Source organism: Amycolatopsis anabasis, assembly GCF_009765355.1.
Taxonomy (GTDB): domain Bacteria; phylum Actinomycetota; class Actinomycetes; order Mycobacteriales; family Pseudonocardiaceae; genus Amycolatopsis; species Amycolatopsis anabasis.
Genome location: NZ_VTHK01000021.1, coordinates 138,729 through 153,002 on the forward strand (window position 1 = coordinate 138,729; position 14,274 = coordinate 153,002).

The following is a 14,274-nucleotide window of genomic DNA, read 5'->3' on the forward strand; positions in this document are numbered from 1 at the left end:
ACAGCGCGATCAGCGGCACGGTGAACAGCAGCGGGCCCAGCACCGCGAGCGGCCGTTCGGCCCACCAGATCAGATCGGGCGCGCGGTCGTCGACGATCCGGCCCTCGAAGACGAAGTAGTCCACCGCCCTGGCCAGTGCCATCCCGGTGGTGTGGAACAGGAACAGCGGCAGCGCGAACCGGGTGACCAGTTCGCTGAACCACCGCCACCGCCGCCGCTGGAGCAACCGTTCCACCACCGGCCGCGTGCACTCGGCCAGCCCGATCTGGAAGACGAGCAGCGCCACGATCACGAACGTCGGCGGAGCCATGTTCGACCACCGGTCGCCGGGGACCCCGACCATCGAACCCGGGTACAGGCCGGAGAACACCAGGCCCATCAAGGTGAACAACCCGGCCGACAGCAACGAGAAGTCCACGCGGCGCGGCGCCTCCACCACCCGGCGGTAGTAGAACCCCGCTTGATGCGCCAGTCCCCACACCAGCGCCATGTTGATCCAGCCGATCCGGTCCAGCCCGAACCGGAACCGCAGTACGTCCACCAGCATCGCCAGGCCGCCCAGCCACACCAGTGCCAGGAAGTCGAACCTGCGGTGCAGCCACAAACTCACCGGCAGCAGCGCAAGTAGTGCCACATATACGCCGAGGAACCACAGTGGACTGATCACCAGCATGACCGCGTTGCCGATCCAGGCCCAATCGAACACCGCGCCCAGCACAACCCCCGCCGCGGCCCACACCGCCATCAGGACGGTCGCGGGCAGCACGAGCTGCCGGATGTGTCCCCAGACGTACCGGCCGAGGTGGTCCCCGCGGGCTCGGGCGCGTTCCCAGGACACCAGGTGCACGTACCCGCCGACGTAGAAGAACACCGGCATCACCTGCAGCAGCCAGGTGAAGATCCACAGCCCGGAGAAGAACCCGAGCGGATTGGTCGGCTGCGGGCCTGTCGGGGTCCAGCGCAGGATGGTGAACGCCCAGTGCCAGAGCACCACGACGATCAGGCTGCCCGCCCGCAGCCAGTCCACGTACGGCTCGCGCCGCGCTGGTGCGTTCATGGCTCACCTCCCGCCGACAGCAGCCGCCACGAAAAGCGTGCCCGCGTACGACCGTGCGGGCGACGGCCGGAAGCCACCTGGAAGGTCCCCGGGAGAAGTGCCTTCCGACCCTAACGCCGACCGGGTGCGCGGACGGAGATTCGGAGAGACCATCCCGAATCTCCGAAACCGAGGAGGACGTCATGCCGCACTGGTACTACGACGGGAACGGCACCTGGTTCGGCGGCCTGTTCATGCTCATCTCGATGATCCTGCTGTGGGGCGGCCTGATCACCATCGTGATCATCGTGCTCCGCCGCTACGCACACCCACCACAGCCCCGGAACGAGGCCCTGCGCATCCTCGACGAACGCTTCGCCCGCGGGGAGATCGACCTGGACGAATACGAGCAACGGCGCGCCACGCTCAAGCCCTAGCTCCGTGATCGCCCGGATTCCGGGCGACGATGACCGGGCACAGCGCGTACGACATCACCGCCTGGCTGGTCGAGCCCAGCAGCATCCCGGCCAGCCCGCCGCGGCCCCGGCTGCCCACCACCAGCAGTTGCGCCCGGTCGGCCATCCCGAGCAGTTCCTCGGTGGGATGCCCCCGCGTCACCAGCCGCTCCACGGTGACGCCCGGGTAGCGCTGCGGCCAGTCGCCGAGCCGGTCGGTGAGCACTTCCCGCGCCTGGGTTTCCAGCGCGGGCTGGTCGAGGTGCACATGGGTTTCCTCGAACACGGCGGCCAGGAACGGGGTGTTCACGCAGTGCAGCGCGATCAACCGGCCACCGCGCCAGGACGCCTCCTCGAAGGCGATCGGGATGGCGGCGGCGCTGGCCGGGGAGTCCTCGACGCCGACCACCACCGGACCGTCGGCGGGCGGCGCCTCCTCTGCCACGTGCGGACGGATGAGAGCGACCGGGCACCGCGCGTGCGCGGCCAGCGCGATCGAGACGGATCCGGCCAGCGCCCGCCCGAGCGGCCGCAGCCCCCAAGTGCCCAGGACGAGCAGGGACGCCGATTCGGCGGCGGCCAGCAGCACCGGAGTGACACTGCGCTCACTCAGCTCGGTTTCCAGCTCCAGTTCCGGTGCGACCTCCTTCGCCGCCTCCCGCGCGGCCGCGAGCAACCGTGCCCCCCGGATCCGCAGGAATCGCCGGGGTTCTTCCCGGAGCGGCATCGCGGCCGGAAAGCTCAGGGCGGGGTCGTCGATCGCGTGCACCAGGCGCAGCCCGCAGCGCCGGTGCCGCGCCTCGACCGCCGCCCACCGGACTGCGCCCAAGGCGGCTTCGGAGCCGTCGACTCCGACGACGATCGGGCTGCTGGGACTGCTGGGGCTGGTGGACATGGTGATCACACTCCTGTCGTGGCGGGATCGGTTGTTCGGCCGAGTTCGGCGAGCACGGCGCGGATCACCTCGGGCAGGGCGGCGGACACCGGCGGCGACAGGCCGACGCCGAGGTCGAGGTCCGCCGCCTCGACGGCGAACACGACCAGTTCGCCCGGCACCCGGCCCAGTGCCTCGCCGAGGCGCAGGGCGTCCGGGATGCCGAGCGCGTGCGAGCTGGCCGCACCCGCGCTGGGTGTGAGACCGTCCACTATGGACCGCCAGATCCGCCCGGGGGTGGACGGTTCGCACAGCACGGCGTCCACCACGATCGCGAGTTCGACGCCGGTCCAGGCGTCCAGCAGCGCGGCCGGTTCCCCGTCGGAGACCAGCACCCGGACACCGGGCAGGTCGCGCTCGCGCAGTTCGTCGACCACGGCGATGCCGATGCCGTCGTCGTGCCGGTACTCGTTGCCGACGCCGATGACCACGGCGCGTGCGGTGTTCATCCGCGGTCCACGGTGAGTTCGAGGAAGTGCGCGGCGCAGGAGATGCACGGGTCGTAGTTGCGGATCGTGCGTTCGCACAGTTCGGTCAGTGCCGGGTCGTCCAGGCTCAGATTGGCCGAGACGACCTGGCGCAGGTCGTCCTCGATCGCGGCCTGGTTCTGCGCGGTCGGCGGGACGATCGTCGCGGACCGGATCAGGCCGTCGGTGTCCAGTTCGTAGCGGTGGTACAGCGTTCCGCGGGGTGCCTCGCTGACCCCGTGCCCGGCACCCGCCCGGGGCGGCACCGCCACGGCCGGTGGTTCCGGCTCGCGGTACTCCTCGATCAGGCGCAATGCCTCGTCCAGCGCGTAGACGAGTTCGACCCCGCGTACCAGCACGCTGCGGAAGGGGTCGCGGCATTCCGGCCCGAGCCCGGCTTCCGCGGCGGCCTGCCGGGCGATGGTGGACAGCGCCGCGGAGTTCAGCGTGTAGCGCGCCAGCGGCCCGGTGAGGTAGCGCCTGCCGTCCAGCCGGGCGTGCAGCGCGGTGGAATGCGGCACCTGCTCCTCGACGACGTGCTCGCCGAACTCGTCGGCGGGGAACGACAGGCCACCACTGGAGCGGAGCGTGCCGTCGGCGATGGCGTAGCGGCCCGGTTCGGTGGCGGCGAGGAATTCGTGGTCGAGCCGGAGGTCCGGGAACTCGAAACCGGCGGCCCAGCGCACCGTGTCCAGGGCGTCGTCCAGTGCCCGGCGCAGCCGTTCGGCCAGGGCGGTCAGTTCGGCCCGGGCGGGCGCGGAGTAGAAGCCGCCGATCCGCACGTTGATCGGGTGGATGGCTCGGCCGCCGACCAGGGTCATCAGCTCGTTGCCCGCCTTTTTCAACGCCAGGCCGCGTTCGACGATGTCCCGGTGGTCCTTGGCGAGGCTGATCGCGTCGGGGTAGCCGAGGAAGTCGGGGGCGTGCAGCAGGTAGATGTGCAGGGCGTGGCTGGAGATCCACTCGCCGCAGTAGAGCAGCCTGCGCAGGTCCCCGATCTGCTCGCCCACCGCCACCCCGCATGCCTGCTCGATCGCGTTGCAGGCGCTGATCTGGTAGGCCACCGGGCAGATCCCGCAGATCCGCGCGGTGATGTCCGGGGGCTCGGTATGCGCCCGGCCGCACAGGAACGCCTCGAAGAACCGCGGCGGTTCGTAGATGTTCAGCTCCGCGCGTTCCACCCGGCCGTCGACGACGCTCACCCGCAGCGCGCCCTCGCCCTCGACCCGGGCCAGCGAGCTGACCTTCAACTGCCTGCTGCGATGACTCACCCCTGCCCCTTCCCTGGCCGTGCTCGCAGCCCACTCAACCGCCGTGACGCGGGTGTCCATAGGGCCGAAGGTCATCCGCCGGACGGTCCGAATACTTCGCCAGGGACCAAAGGCCCCACAGCGGGTACCTCCAGCCCTATCCCCGGCGCCCGCACCGACGGCAGGGTGCTGATCAACCACATCGGGGAGAGGGCATGGACGTTCGCGGGCCGGTTCGGATCGAGGTGCACGGCACCGTGCAGGGGGTCGGGTTCCGCCCGTTCGTCTACCGGCTGGCCACCGAACTGGGCGTATCCGGCGACGTGTGCAACGCGGGCGGCTATGTCGTGATCCGCGCGGATGCGCCGGTCGGATCGCTGGCCGAATTCCTCGCCCGGCTGAGCACGTCCGCGCCACCGCAGGCGAAGGTCCGCGGCGTCGCGGTGCACCGGCTGCCGCAGGACACCGCGCTGCCGCCCGATTTCCGGGTGGTGGACAGCGTCTGCGGCCACCCAGTTACCCCGGAGGTTCCCCCGGACCTCGCGACCTGCGCGGACTGCGTCCGGGAGCTGTTCGACCCCGGCGACCGGCGCTACCGGTACCCGTTCCTCAACTGCACGAACTGCGGGCCGAGGGCGACGATCATCCAGGATCTCCCCTACGACCGGTCCAGCACCGCGATGCGGACCTTCCCGCTGTGCCCAGCCTGCTCGGCCGAATACCACGACCCCGCCAACCGCCGCTTCCACGCCGAACCGATCGCCTGCCCGGACTGCGGCCCCCAGCTCGCGTGGTATCCCGCCTCCTCGGAGTCCGCGAACGCCCACTCCGAGGAGGCCCTCACCACCGCGTGCCAGGTGATCGCAGACGGCGGAATCGTCGCGGTGAAAGGCGTCGGCGGCTACCAGCTGGTGTGCGACGCGGCCGACGAAGCCGCCGTGGCCCGGCTGCGCGAGGCGAAACCCCGGCCTTCCAAACCGCTGGCGGTGATGGCCCCCGACCTCGCCGCAGTCCACAGACTGTCCACAGTAGACGATCACACCGCGGAACTGCTGTCCTCCAGCGCCGCCCCGATCGTGCTCCTCCCCCGCCGCCGGGAAGCGCCGCTCGCCGAGGGGATCGCGCCGGGGCTGACCGAGGTGGGCGTGTTCCTGCCCTACACCCCGCTGCACCACCTGCTGCTCGCCGAACTCGCGCGCCCGCTGGTGGTCACCAGCGGCAACCGCGCGGGAGCGCCGATCACCATCGACGACACCACGGCCCGCACCGAGTTGGGCCCGATCGTCGACGGGATCCTCGGCCACAACCGCCCCATCTGGTCCCGCTACGACGATTCGGTGGTCCGCGCAGCTCACGGCACGGCCACCACGGTGCGCAGGGCCCGCGGTTACGCCCCCGCCCCGCTGCCGTTGCCCGCGTCCGTACCGGAGCCGGTGCTGGCGCTGGGCGCCCAGTTGAAGCACACCAGCGCGCTGGCGCTCGGCGCGACCGCGATCGTCGGACCGCACACCGGCGACCTGGACGACGCGCGGACCTTCGACGCGTTCGACCGCGCCGCACGCGACCTGTGCCGGTTGCACGACGCCCGTGCGGAGTTCTGCGCCCACGACCTGCATCCGGGCTATCTGTCCACTCAGTACTCCCGGAATTGGCCTGCCGCGCGTCGCATCGGTGTGCAGCACCATCACGCGCACGTGGCCGCGACCGCCGCGGAGCACGGGATCGACGAACCCTTCGTGGGCATCGCCCTGGACGGGCTCGGCCTCGGTGCCGACGGCACGTTCTGGGGCGGTGAAGTCCTGCTGGCCACCTACCGCGGCTACCTCCGCTTCGGCCGGTTCGCCACCGCCCCGCTCCCCGGCGGGGCCGCGGCCGTGCGGCGCCCGGCCCGGATGGCGCTGGGCTACCTGTTCGGCGCGGAGCGGTTCGGCGCGGAGCCCGTGCCCGAAGAACTCGCTCGTGCCCTGCTGGAGCGGATACCGGCACGGGAGGTCTCGGTGATCCGCGCGATGATCCACCGCGAGGTGAACTGCCCGAAGGCGTCCAGCGCCGGGCGGCTGTTCGACGCGCTGGCGGCCCTGCTCGGCCTGTGCGACGACAACGGCTACGAGGGCGAGGCGGCGGTATTGCTGGAGGCGGCCGCCGCAGGACATTCCTCGCCGGCGCCGCTGCGCTGGGAACTGCGGCACCGGGACGGGCTGTGGGTCTACGACCCGTCCTCGACGCTGCGCGACGCGCTGGAGACGGCCGCCGGCAGTCCCGCCGGTGCGGTCGCGGCGCGGTTCCACCGCACGATCGCCGAGGTCGTGGTCGCGCTCGCCGCGAAGGCCGCGTCGGAACTGGGCACCGACGTGGTCTGCCTCGGCGGCGGGGTCTTCCAGAACGCCCTGCTCACCACCGAGGTGACCAGCGGACTGCTCGACGCGGGGCTGCGCCCCTTCGCCGGGGAGCGGATCCCGATGAACGACGGCGGCATCAGCTACGGCCAAGCGGCAATCGCCGCCGCCCGGATGAACGGGAGTTGATTCGCATGTGTCTTGGCGTGCCCGGCCGGATTGTTTCCTTGCCGCGGAACGAGAACCCGGCCGATCTTCGCATGGGCACGGTCGACTTCGACGGCGTGCGGCGGCCGGTGTGCCTGGCCTACACACCCGCGGCCGGGGTGGGCGACTACGTGATCGTGCACGTCGGCTTCGCGATCAGCCAGGTCGACGAGATCGAGGCCGCCAAGACCCTCGAAATCATCCGGGCGATACCGGACGCGCTCGCCACCGAACTCGGCCCCGATGCGGAGGCAGCAGGATGAAATACCTCGACGAGTACCGCGACCCGGCCCTGGCCCGCCGGTTGCTGGCCGAACTACGCGCCACCGCCACCCGGCCCTGGGCGATCATGGAAGTCTGCGGCGGGCAAACGCACACCCTGGTGCGCCAAGGCATCGACGAACTGCTCCCGGCCGGAGTCCGGATGATCCACGGCCCCGGCTGCCCGGTCTGCGTCACCCCGCTGGAGATGATCGACAAGGCGGTGGCCATCGCCGCCCGCCCCGGAGTGATCTTCACCAGCTACGGCGACATGCTCCGGGTCCCCGGCAGCACCGGCGACCTGCTCGGGGTGAAAGCCCGCGGCGGCGACGTCCGGGTCGTCTACACCCCGCTGGACGCCGTGCGCATCGCCCGGGAGAACCCCGGCCACCAGGTGGTCTTCTTCGCGGTCGGCTTCGAAACCACCGCACCCGCCAACGCGATGGCCGTCCTGCACGCCGCCAACGCGGGCATCACCAACTTCAGCGTGCTGGTCAGCCACGTCCTCGTACCGCCCGCGATCACCGCCATCCTCGACGCACCCGACAACCAGGTGCAAGCCTTCCTCGCCGCCGGGCACGTCTGCGCGGTCATGGGCTGGACCGAATACGAACCGATCGCCGCCCGCTACCGGGTGCCGATCGTCGTCACCGGCTTCGAACCCCTAGACCTGCTCGAAGGCATCATGCTCGCCGTGCGCCAGCTCGAAGCAGGCCGGGCCGAGGTGGAGAACCAGTACGCCCGAGCGGTCCGGCGCACCGGCAACACCGCGGCACAGGATGCCGTGCGCCGCGTCTTCCAGGTCACCGAACGCGCCTGGCGCGGCATCGGACCGATCCCGGCCAGCGGCCTCACCCTCGCCCCGGAGTTCACCAGCCACGACGCCGAGACCCGATTCTCGACCGGTTCCATCCGAGCCGAGGAGAACCCCGACTGCATCGCCGGCGCCATCCTGCAGGGCACCAAACTGCCCACCGACTGCGCGGCCTACGGCACCCGCTGCACCCCGCGCACCCCGCTCGGGGCGCCGATGGTCTCGGCCGAGGGAACCTGCGCCGCCTTCCACAACGCGGGCCGCCGCCCCGCACTGTCCACTCTGGAGGAACCACGATGACCACCATCGATCCGCTGCGCGCCACCTGCCCGGTCCCGCGCGCCGAGACCGAGCGGGTGCTGCTCGGCCACGGATCCGGCGGGCAGCTCATGGCCGAACTGCTCGACCAGGTGATCGGGAACGAACTGGGGGAAACCGGACCATTGGAAGATGCGGCCGTCGTCGACCTGGACCGCACCAAGGTCGTGTTCAGCACCGACAGCTTCGTGGTCACCCCCCGGTTCTTCCCCGGCGGCGACATCGGCTCGCTCGCCGTGTACGGCACCGTGAACGACCTCGCCATGCGCGGCGCCCGCCCGGTCGCGCTCGCGCTGGCCTACGTCCTCGAAGAAGGACTGCCGCTGGCCGAGTTGCGGGCAATCACCGCCTCGGTCGCGACCGCCGCCCGGGAATGCGGCATCCGGGTAGTCACCGGGGACACCAAGGTCGTCGGCCGCGGGGCCGCCGACGGGATCTACCTCACCACCACCGGCATCGGCATCCGCCTCCCCCACGCCCGCCCCTCGGCGAGCAACGCCGTCCCCGGAGACGTCGTACTGGTATCCGGGCCAATCGGCGCGCACGGCACCGCCATCCTCAGCGCCCGCGAAGACCTCGGCTTCGACGCCGAGATCCAATCCGACAGCAAACCGCTGCACGAACTCGTGGCCGCCATGATCGAAGCGGCCGGAACCGCCGTGCACACCCTGCGGGACGCCACCCGCGGCGGCCTGGCCAGCGCGCTGAACGAACTCGCCACCGCCTCGCACGTCGCCGTCGAACTCACCGAAGCCGACCTCCCGATACCGCCCCAGGTCGCCGCCGCCTGCGAACTACTCGGCCTGGACCCCCTGCACGTGGCCAACGAAGGCTGCCTGGTCGCCTTCGTCGCCCCGGAAGCGGCCGAAGCCACCCTCACCGCGATGCGCAGCACCCCGGCCGGACGAGAGGCCCGCGTCATCGGCACGATCACCGATGGCCCGGCCGGGCGCGTCACCGCACGCACCCTGGTCGGCGCCACCCGAGTGGTCGACATGCTCGTCGGCGAACAACTACCCCGCATTTGCTGACCGCGCGGCACGCATCAGCTCGCCGAGTTTCTCGCCCCAGCCACGGGCCCGGTTCAGCTCGCCGGTCAGCAGTTCGCCCGGGGCCGATCCGCCGTCGACGAAGAAGCTCTCCGGTTCGGTGACCAGGTGGATCCCGTTGTGGCGCAACAGCTTGGCCGCGCCGCGCGCGGCCGACCCCACGAGCCACGAAGCCGCCTTGACCCGGGTGTCGAACACTGCGATACCAGCGGGTGTGCAGGAGAACTCCTCGAGCCACTCGCGGATTCCCCGGCGCCGGGATCGCACCGCGCCGTTCACCTGCCGCGCCGCATCCGCGCGCGTCGCTTTCCGGCTCATCCCGTGCGCGTGGGTCGGCCCGCCGATCACCAGCAAGTCCACCCCACCGTTCAGATCGCCCGGCGCGTTGTCCACATTGGATATCTCGACTTCGGCGAAGGGCGACAACCCCTCGGCGATCGCGCGGGCGACAAGTTCGGTGTTGCCGAACATCGATTCGTAGACCACCAATGACCGCATCACGACCTCCTCATCGCGCGGGGGATCCGGGGGAAGTCACGGAGCCCGGCCACCATCACCGCCAGACCGGCGAACGCGGTGACCGGCTGCATCCAGCTCACCGGGCCGAGAAACCCGAGTTGCACCACGATCCAGCCGAGCAGCAGCGCGCCGGACAGGGTGGCTGCCATCGCGGTCCATCGGGAGCCCTTCGCGGCGAGTACCGTGGTCGTGGTCATCGGCAGCCCGACGACTACGGCGAGGGCCAGCCCGGCCAGGGGCTTGCTGCGCCAGGGCAGGTCCGCGTCGATCGCGGTTCCGAAGTCGAGGCCGCCGAAGAGCAGACCCGCCGCGGCGGCGAGCGCGTTCACCGCGATGATCCCGGTGCCCGCAGCCAGCCAGGGACGCCTGCGCGTGGTGCGTGGCGGGTTCCGCCAGGCGGTCTTCCAGTCGATTCCGTTCATGTCTTCACGATCCGGGTTCGACCACGACCGGGCTGGGGTCGCCGGTCCCCTTCCCCGGGGACCTTGGCCCTGGTCACCGCCGGTCGCCACCCGGTTCGAAGCCCGGCGCGGCGGCGTTGAAGGTGCGGAACACCCGGCCGATCGCACCGGCTCCAGCGCCAAGGTGGCCGAGTCGTGGGTCTCGATCGTCCGGCGGATCACCCGGTACGGCACCGGCACCATCGGGTCGACGCTCATTTCGGGACCCCGTACAAATCGAGGAGTCGCGCCCGGGTCGCGTGCAGTCGCCGCGCGAGCGCCTCGAACAGGGCGCGGGTCAGCGCGTAGCCGAACCGCGGATTCTGCCCGGCGAGGGCGTGCAACCGGTCGGTGTCCAGCTCCACCGCGGTCGTCTCCGTCACGGCCACCGCACCGAACTCCCAGCGGAACGGCGGCACCAGCCACGACCAGCCCAGCACGTCACCGCCGCCGAGTGTCTGCACCACCACCTGGCCACGCCCCGGAACGCTCAGATCGAGCGCGATGTGGCCGGTCCGGATCACCCAGCAGCCTCGTGCGCGCTCGCCGTCGGTGAACAGCCTGGTCCCCGCGTCCAACCGCACCTTTCGCGCCGCGCGGGAGACGAGCGCACGCTCCTGAGGTCCTAGTCGCCCGAGCACGCCGTCATCGTTCATGGCCGCTCCCCGGCCAGTTTCGCCGCTTCCTCGGTGATGTCGATCCCGGCCGGGCACCAGGCGATGCACCGCCCGCACCCCACGCAGCCGGAACCGCCGAACTGGTCGTGCCAGGTGCCCAGCTTGTGCGTCATCCACTGCCGGTACCGGCTCGCACCGGACGTACGCACACTGCCGCCGTGCAGATAGGAGAAATCCAGCTCGAAACAGGAAGCCCAGTGCTGCCAGCGTTCCGCGTGCTCCCCGGTGAGATCGGTGACGTCCTCGGTCGTGGTGCAGAAACAGGTCGGGCACACCATCGTGCAGTTCGCGCAGGTCAGACACCGGCTCGCGACCGCGGCCCACACCGGCGAGTCGTACGAACCCCGCATCAGCGCGGGCAAGCCGTCCGGCATGGTCCGGCGCATCCGTCCCGCCGCCGCGGCGACCTCGGCACGAGCCGAAGAGATCTCCTCCTCCGCGGCATCGCGGCAGCCGACCCGGGCGAGGATCCGCGCACCCTCCGCAGAGCCGATCTCGACCAGGAACCGATGCCCAGCACCGTCGATCCGCTCGGTGAGACTCAGGTCGTACCCCGGCCCTGCCTCCGGACCGGTACCCATCGAAGCGCAGAAGCACACCTCCCCCGGCTCGGTGCAGTTCGCCGCCACGACGAACAACCCACGACATCTGCGGGCGAACGCTCCGTCCGGATGCCCGCCATCACCGAGCACCCTGCCCAGGACGGCGATCGAGGCCAGATCGCACCCGCGGACACCGAAGAACGCATACCGGCGTGGTTCGTCGGCCACGGACCGGAATTCGCCGTCGTCGCCAGTCGACCAGAGCTGCCGACGCGCCGGGTGCAGATACTTCTTCCACGACTGCGGCCCGGCGGAATGCCCGAACACCGCCGCGTCCTCCCGTCGCCGCAGCCGATACCGCCCCGGCGCGGTGTCCACACCCCAGCCCGCGGGCAACCAGGCCGCCGAGTCCAGCTCCTCCAGCACGATCGCCTCGTCGCGCACGGTCGGACCCACCACCCGGTACCCGTCCTCGACGAGCACCTCGAACAACCGATCCAAGCCCACCCGATCCAGAACCGCGGCCCGTTCTTCGCTCATCGTGGCGTCACCTCCGCATCGGCTCACCACTCTGGCCGCCACGCGACCAGCACTCCTAGGGCCGAACGTCCCCGCGGGAACCGACCGACTGCCTCACTCCGCGCGGTGGCCGGCTCTGGGGACTTCTGGCCATCGGAACGGATGACTTCCAGCCCTGCTGATCCTCGCCCCGGCCGAGCACGGTGGTCCCTAGCGATGCGATTCCGGGTACCGCCGCGAAGCGGATCGGCGAAATCGCGGAACCGGCGACGACCGGGATCGCGGTGCGGGGCCTGACCTTCGGCTGGGGCGCGCACGCCGAACCGATGGTCCGCGACCTCACTTACGCGGAACTGGCCGAGCGGACCAACCGGATCGACGACGGGTTCTCCCCGGGCGACGGAATCCACGTCGGCGTGGCCGTGTCGCTGCGCGGCGGCGGGCTGGTCGCCCTCGCGCTCAAGGACGCGGACCAGCTCTAACCGGCGGAGACCATGCGGCGGCTACGCGACCTGGTGTCCCGGACCCGTTCCGGCAGCCTCCGCTCCTCGGAACTGACCTCCGCCACGATCACCGTGACCAACCTCGGCGCCACCGGCGCGCGCTTCCTCAACGCCCTGCGCGGGTTCGCCACCGACAACGAACTGGGCGCACTCGCGCCCGACGAGAACCTGCGTGAAACGCTGGAGTTGGACTCGCTCGACTTCCTGACCTTCATCGAGCGGCTCTCCGCCGGCCTCGGGCAACGCATCGACGAGGACGACTACGACCGGCTTGCGACCATCGAATCCGGCATCGCATTCCTGACCAACCACGGAAGGTGAGATCGGGAAGCCCGAGTGTCGCCTCCGCTTCGAGATCACCCGGAACGTGATTTGTTCCGGAGCCTGAGCCGGAATGCGAGTCAACGTCAAGCGCTATCACGGAGGCCACCGGTGTCCACTGAGAACCGTCCCCGAGCAGGAAACCAGACGCGCCCGCTCAACAACGCGATGCGCGCGTCCAACGAATGTGTCCTCAACCCGGTGATGATGCGGCTGGCCGGGCGGCGGCACTGGTACGCGGCCGCGATCCGGCACACCGGACGCCGCACCGGCAAGGAGTACGCCACGCCGGTCGTGGCGGTTCGGGCCGGGGATGGCTTCATCGTTCCCCTTCCCTACGGCACGGGGGTCAACTGGCTGCGAGATGTGCTCGCGTCGGGCCTGGCGACCACAAGCTCCGGTTGGCGGACTCCTGAACCCGAAGGCGCGAGCCCGAACGGTCCGCCGGATGCCTTCCCGACGCGGGGGCCAACGGCCCTTGGCCGACATCTTTGGACCCTGTGCTGGGCCGCGGACCACGCCGATGCTGGAGGAAGTGGATTCACCTTCTCGGAGGAGCCATGACACACACCGACCCCCTCGCCCCCGCGCAACATTCCGCACACGAATGGCTGTCGGCGATCGCCAACCGGCTGGGCACCGACGACCACCGCTACACCTACCGATCGCTGCGCGCCTGGCTGCACCTGGTCCGGGACCGCCTCACCGTGGACGCCGCCGCGCATCTGGCGGCACAACTCCCGGAACTGCTCCGGGGCACCTTCTTCGACGGCTGGAAACCAAGCCGCGTACCGATCCGCTACGACGCCGACGAATTCATCCACCGCTTCGCCGCCGAAGCAGGCATCGGCTCGGCCGAAGTGCCCATGACCGCCAGCGCGATCTCCGAATCCTTGCGCGAACTGTTCTCGCCGGGCCAACTCGACCACGCACTCACGCTTCTCCCGAAACACCTGCGCGACGCACTGACCGACGCGGGAGCGCCCGCACCGGTCCAGGACAAATCCGCCGAGCGACGCCTGTCCGCACAGGTGCACCAGCTCAAGGGAGAGCTGGGCCTGCTTGCCGACGCGATCGCCACCCTCGCGCGCGGCCTGGAGGAAATCCCGACCGACGAACCCGGCAACCGGCGCGGGGCCGAAGCGGCCCGCGCGGTGCACCGGATTCTGCTGGCACGCGAAGCCTCCTGACGGTCGTGCCGCCGCGACCGGCAGCTGGGAAGGGATGAGCGCCATGGTTCCCCGGCACGACACCACCGGCGTGGAAAAGTTGTCGCCGCTCGACGCGGCGTTCCTCGCCCTCGAGCAACGGGTTACCCGTGAACAGATCCGCGCGGTGGTCGCCGCCATCGCGGGAGGTCGTGAGATGCCCCGCGCCTCGCGGCGGCACTCCTCGAGCGTCCCGCCGTGCTGACCGATGGCAAGTCTTCAGCTCCCCGTGCCATCGGCCGGCAAGGATCAACACGCCACCGAAAGTCAAGGCGTACAAGGAACGCACAGATAGCCGGTCACGCAGCCACGACAACTGTCACCACGGTTATACGTTCCGTCCGGCACGGTGCTTCACCGCCGGGGGGTGGGGGCGGGGCATCCGGCGTCACCGGGCCGGGGACGTCGGAGGGCCCCC

General features: G+C 70.7%; 17 protein-coding genes and 1 pseudogene. 10 read left to right on the forward strand and 8 right to left on the reverse strand.

Features of this window, described 5'->3' with window-relative positions; translation table 11 throughout:
• Positions 1–28: 28 nt before the first annotated feature.
• Positions 29–1,057 (reverse strand): annotated as a pseudogene (locus FXO23_RS26490) (acyltransferase family protein); the annotation flags it as partial.
• A 182-nt stretch (positions 1,058–1,239) separates the two neighbouring features.
• Between FXO23_RS26490 and FXO23_RS26495 the strand changes: the two are divergent.
• Entirely contained in the window at positions 1,240–1,473 is a 234-nt protein-coding gene (locus FXO23_RS26495) for an SHOCT domain-containing protein (RefSeq protein ID WP_158888141.1), read from the forward strand.
• Here the strand turns inward: FXO23_RS26495 and FXO23_RS26500 are convergent.
• Genes FXO23_RS26500 through FXO23_RS26510 form a run of 3 tightly spaced genes read right to left on the reverse strand, consistent with a single transcriptional unit; the run spans position 1,463 to position 4,163 of the window.
• Positions 1,463–2,386, reverse strand: a complete 924-nt coding sequence (locus tag FXO23_RS26500; protein ID WP_158888142.1) for a universal stress protein — start codon at positions 2,384–2,386, stop codon at positions 1,463–1,465. The genes FXO23_RS26495 and FXO23_RS26500 overlap by 11 nt on opposite strands.
• Positions 2,387–2,391: 5 nt before the next feature.
• On the reverse strand, positions 2,392–2,874 hold the full coding sequence (locus FXO23_RS26505; protein ID WP_158888143.1) for a hydrogenase maturation protease: 483 nt from the start codon (positions 2,872–2,874) through the stop codon (positions 2,392–2,394).
• Entirely contained in the window at positions 2,871–4,163 is a 1,293-nt protein-coding gene (locus FXO23_RS26510; RefSeq protein ID WP_158888144.1) for a Ni/Fe hydrogenase subunit alpha, read from the reverse strand. Before FXO23_RS26510 ends, FXO23_RS26505 begins: the two co-directional genes overlap by 4 nt.
• Positions 4,164–4,357: 194 nt before the next feature.
• Here FXO23_RS26510 and hypF point away from each other — a divergent pair, with 194 nt between their 5' ends.
• From hypF to hypE, 4 genes are read left to right on the forward strand one after another with little or no spacing between them, the layout of a single operon-like run.
• Positions 4,358–6,667 (forward strand): carbamoyltransferase HypF, encoded by a 2,310-nt coding sequence (hypF, locus tag FXO23_RS26515; RefSeq protein ID WP_158888145.1) that lies wholly within the window; start codon positions 4,358–4,360, stop codon positions 6,665–6,667.
• 17 nt (positions 6,668–6,684) lie between these two features.
• A complete protein-coding gene (locus FXO23_RS26520; protein ID WP_246257838.1) occupies positions 6,685–6,948 on the forward strand; it encodes a HypC/HybG/HupF family hydrogenase formation chaperone in 264 nt (87 codons plus the stop codon).
• The gene (gene hypD, locus FXO23_RS26525; RefSeq protein WP_158888147.1) at positions 6,945–8,060 is read left to right on the forward strand and encodes a hydrogenase formation protein HypD; all 1,116 of its coding nucleotides are present in this window, start codon (positions 6,945–6,947) and stop codon (positions 8,058–8,060) included. The genes FXO23_RS26520 and hypD overlap by 4 nt, the downstream gene beginning before the upstream one ends.
• Entirely contained in the window at positions 8,057–9,109 is a 1,053-nt protein-coding gene (gene hypE / locus FXO23_RS26530) for a hydrogenase expression/formation protein HypE (RefSeq protein ID WP_158888148.1), read from the forward strand. The genes hypD and hypE overlap by 4 nt, the downstream gene beginning before the upstream one ends.
• Here hypE and FXO23_RS26535 read toward each other — a convergent pair.
• From FXO23_RS26535 to FXO23_RS26550, 4 genes are read right to left on the reverse strand one after another with little or no spacing between them, the layout of a single operon-like run.
• Positions 9,092–9,625 (reverse strand): flavodoxin family protein, encoded by a 534-nt coding sequence (locus FXO23_RS26535; protein WP_158888149.1) that lies wholly within the window; start codon positions 9,623–9,625, stop codon positions 9,092–9,094. The genes hypE and FXO23_RS26535 overlap by 18 nt on opposite strands.
• Positions 9,625–10,305, reverse strand: coding sequence for a hypothetical protein (locus tag FXO23_RS26540; protein ID WP_158888150.1), 681 nt, complete (start codon positions 10,303–10,305; stop codon positions 9,625–9,627). The genes FXO23_RS26535 and FXO23_RS26540 overlap by 1 nt, the downstream gene beginning before the upstream one ends.
• On the reverse strand, positions 10,302–10,742 hold the full coding sequence (locus FXO23_RS26545; RefSeq protein ID WP_158888151.1) for a Crp/Fnr family transcriptional regulator: 441 nt from the start codon (positions 10,740–10,742) through the stop codon (positions 10,302–10,304). Before FXO23_RS26545 ends, FXO23_RS26540 begins: the two co-directional genes overlap by 4 nt.
• On the reverse strand, positions 10,739–11,845 hold the full coding sequence (locus tag FXO23_RS26550) for a 4Fe-4S dicluster domain-containing protein (RefSeq protein ID WP_158888152.1): 1,107 nt from the start codon (positions 11,843–11,845) through the stop codon (positions 10,739–10,741). Before FXO23_RS26550 ends, FXO23_RS26545 begins: the two co-directional genes overlap by 4 nt.
• A 182-nt stretch (positions 11,846–12,027) precedes the next feature.
• Here FXO23_RS26550 and FXO23_RS51110 point away from each other — a divergent pair, with 182 nt between their 5' ends.
• The 5 genes from FXO23_RS51110 (at position 12,028) to FXO23_RS26575 (ending at position 14,061) form a co-directional block, all read left to right on the forward strand.
• Entirely contained in the window at positions 12,028–12,306 is a 279-nt protein-coding gene (locus tag FXO23_RS51110; protein WP_158888153.1) for a hypothetical protein, read from the forward strand.
• Between the two features lie 12 nt (positions 12,307–12,318).
• Complete coding sequence (locus FXO23_RS26560) at positions 12,319–12,648, forward strand: acyl carrier protein (protein WP_158888154.1); 330 nt, start codon at positions 12,319–12,321, stop codon at positions 12,646–12,648.
• A gap of 111 nt (positions 12,649–12,759) precedes the next feature.
• The gene (locus FXO23_RS26565) at positions 12,760–13,212 is read left to right on the forward strand and encodes a PNPOx family protein (protein ID WP_179956878.1); all 453 of its coding nucleotides are present in this window, start codon (positions 12,760–12,762) and stop codon (positions 13,210–13,212) included.
• Complete coding sequence (locus tag FXO23_RS26570; protein WP_158888155.1) at positions 13,209–13,838, forward strand: DUF2267 domain-containing protein; 630 nt, start codon at positions 13,209–13,211, stop codon at positions 13,836–13,838. The genes FXO23_RS26565 and FXO23_RS26570 overlap by 4 nt, the downstream gene beginning before the upstream one ends.
• Positions 13,839–13,872: 34 nt before the next feature.
• Complete coding sequence (locus FXO23_RS26575; RefSeq protein ID WP_158888156.1) at positions 13,873–14,061, forward strand: hypothetical protein; 189 nt, start codon at positions 13,873–13,875, stop codon at positions 14,059–14,061.
• The last annotated feature ends 213 nt before the right edge of the window (positions 14,062–14,274 follow it).

Coding starts and splice junctions, on each gene's coding strand:
- FXO23_RS26495 (WP_158888141.1), top strand. CDS start 1,240: ATGCCGCACTGGTACTACGACGGGAACGGCACCTGGTTCGGCGGCCTG.
- FXO23_RS26500 (WP_158888142.1), bottom strand. CDS start 2,386: ATGTCCACCAGCCCCAGCAGTCCCAGCAGCCCGATCGTCGTCGGAGTC.
- FXO23_RS26505 (WP_158888143.1), bottom strand. CDS start 2,874: ATGAACACCGCACGCGCCGTGGTCATCGGCGTCGGCAACGAGTACCGG.
- hypF (WP_158888145.1), top strand. CDS start 4,358: ATGGACGTTCGCGGGCCGGTTCGGATCGAGGTGCACGGCACCGTGCAG.
- hypD (WP_158888147.1), top strand. CDS start 6,945: ATGAAATACCTCGACGAGTACCGCGACCCGGCCCTGGCCCGCCGGTTG.
- hypE (WP_158888148.1), top strand. CDS start 8,057: ATGACCACCATCGATCCGCTGCGCGCCACCTGCCCGGTCCCGCGCGCC.
- FXO23_RS26535 (WP_158888149.1), bottom strand. CDS start 9,625: ATGCGGTCATTGGTGGTCTACGAATCGATGTTCGGCAACACCGAACTT.
- FXO23_RS26540 (WP_158888150.1), bottom strand. CDS start 10,305: ATGAGCGTCGACCCGATGGTGCCGGTGCCGTACCGGGTGATCCGCCGG.
- FXO23_RS26545 (WP_158888151.1), bottom strand. CDS start 10,742: ATGAACGATGACGGCGTGCTCGGGCGACTAGGACCTCAGGAGCGTGCG.
- FXO23_RS26550 (WP_158888152.1), bottom strand. CDS start 11,845: ATGAGCGAAGAACGGGCCGCGGTTCTGGATCGGGTGGGCTTGGATCGG.
- FXO23_RS26560 (WP_158888154.1), top strand. CDS start 12,319: ATGCGGCGGCTACGCGACCTGGTGTCCCGGACCCGTTCCGGCAGCCTC.
- FXO23_RS26570 (WP_158888155.1), top strand. CDS start 13,209: ATGACACACACCGACCCCCTCGCCCCCGCGCAACATTCCGCACACGAA.
- FXO23_RS26575 (WP_158888156.1), top strand. CDS start 13,873: ATGAGCGCCATGGTTCCCCGGCACGACACCACCGGCGTGGAAAAGTTG.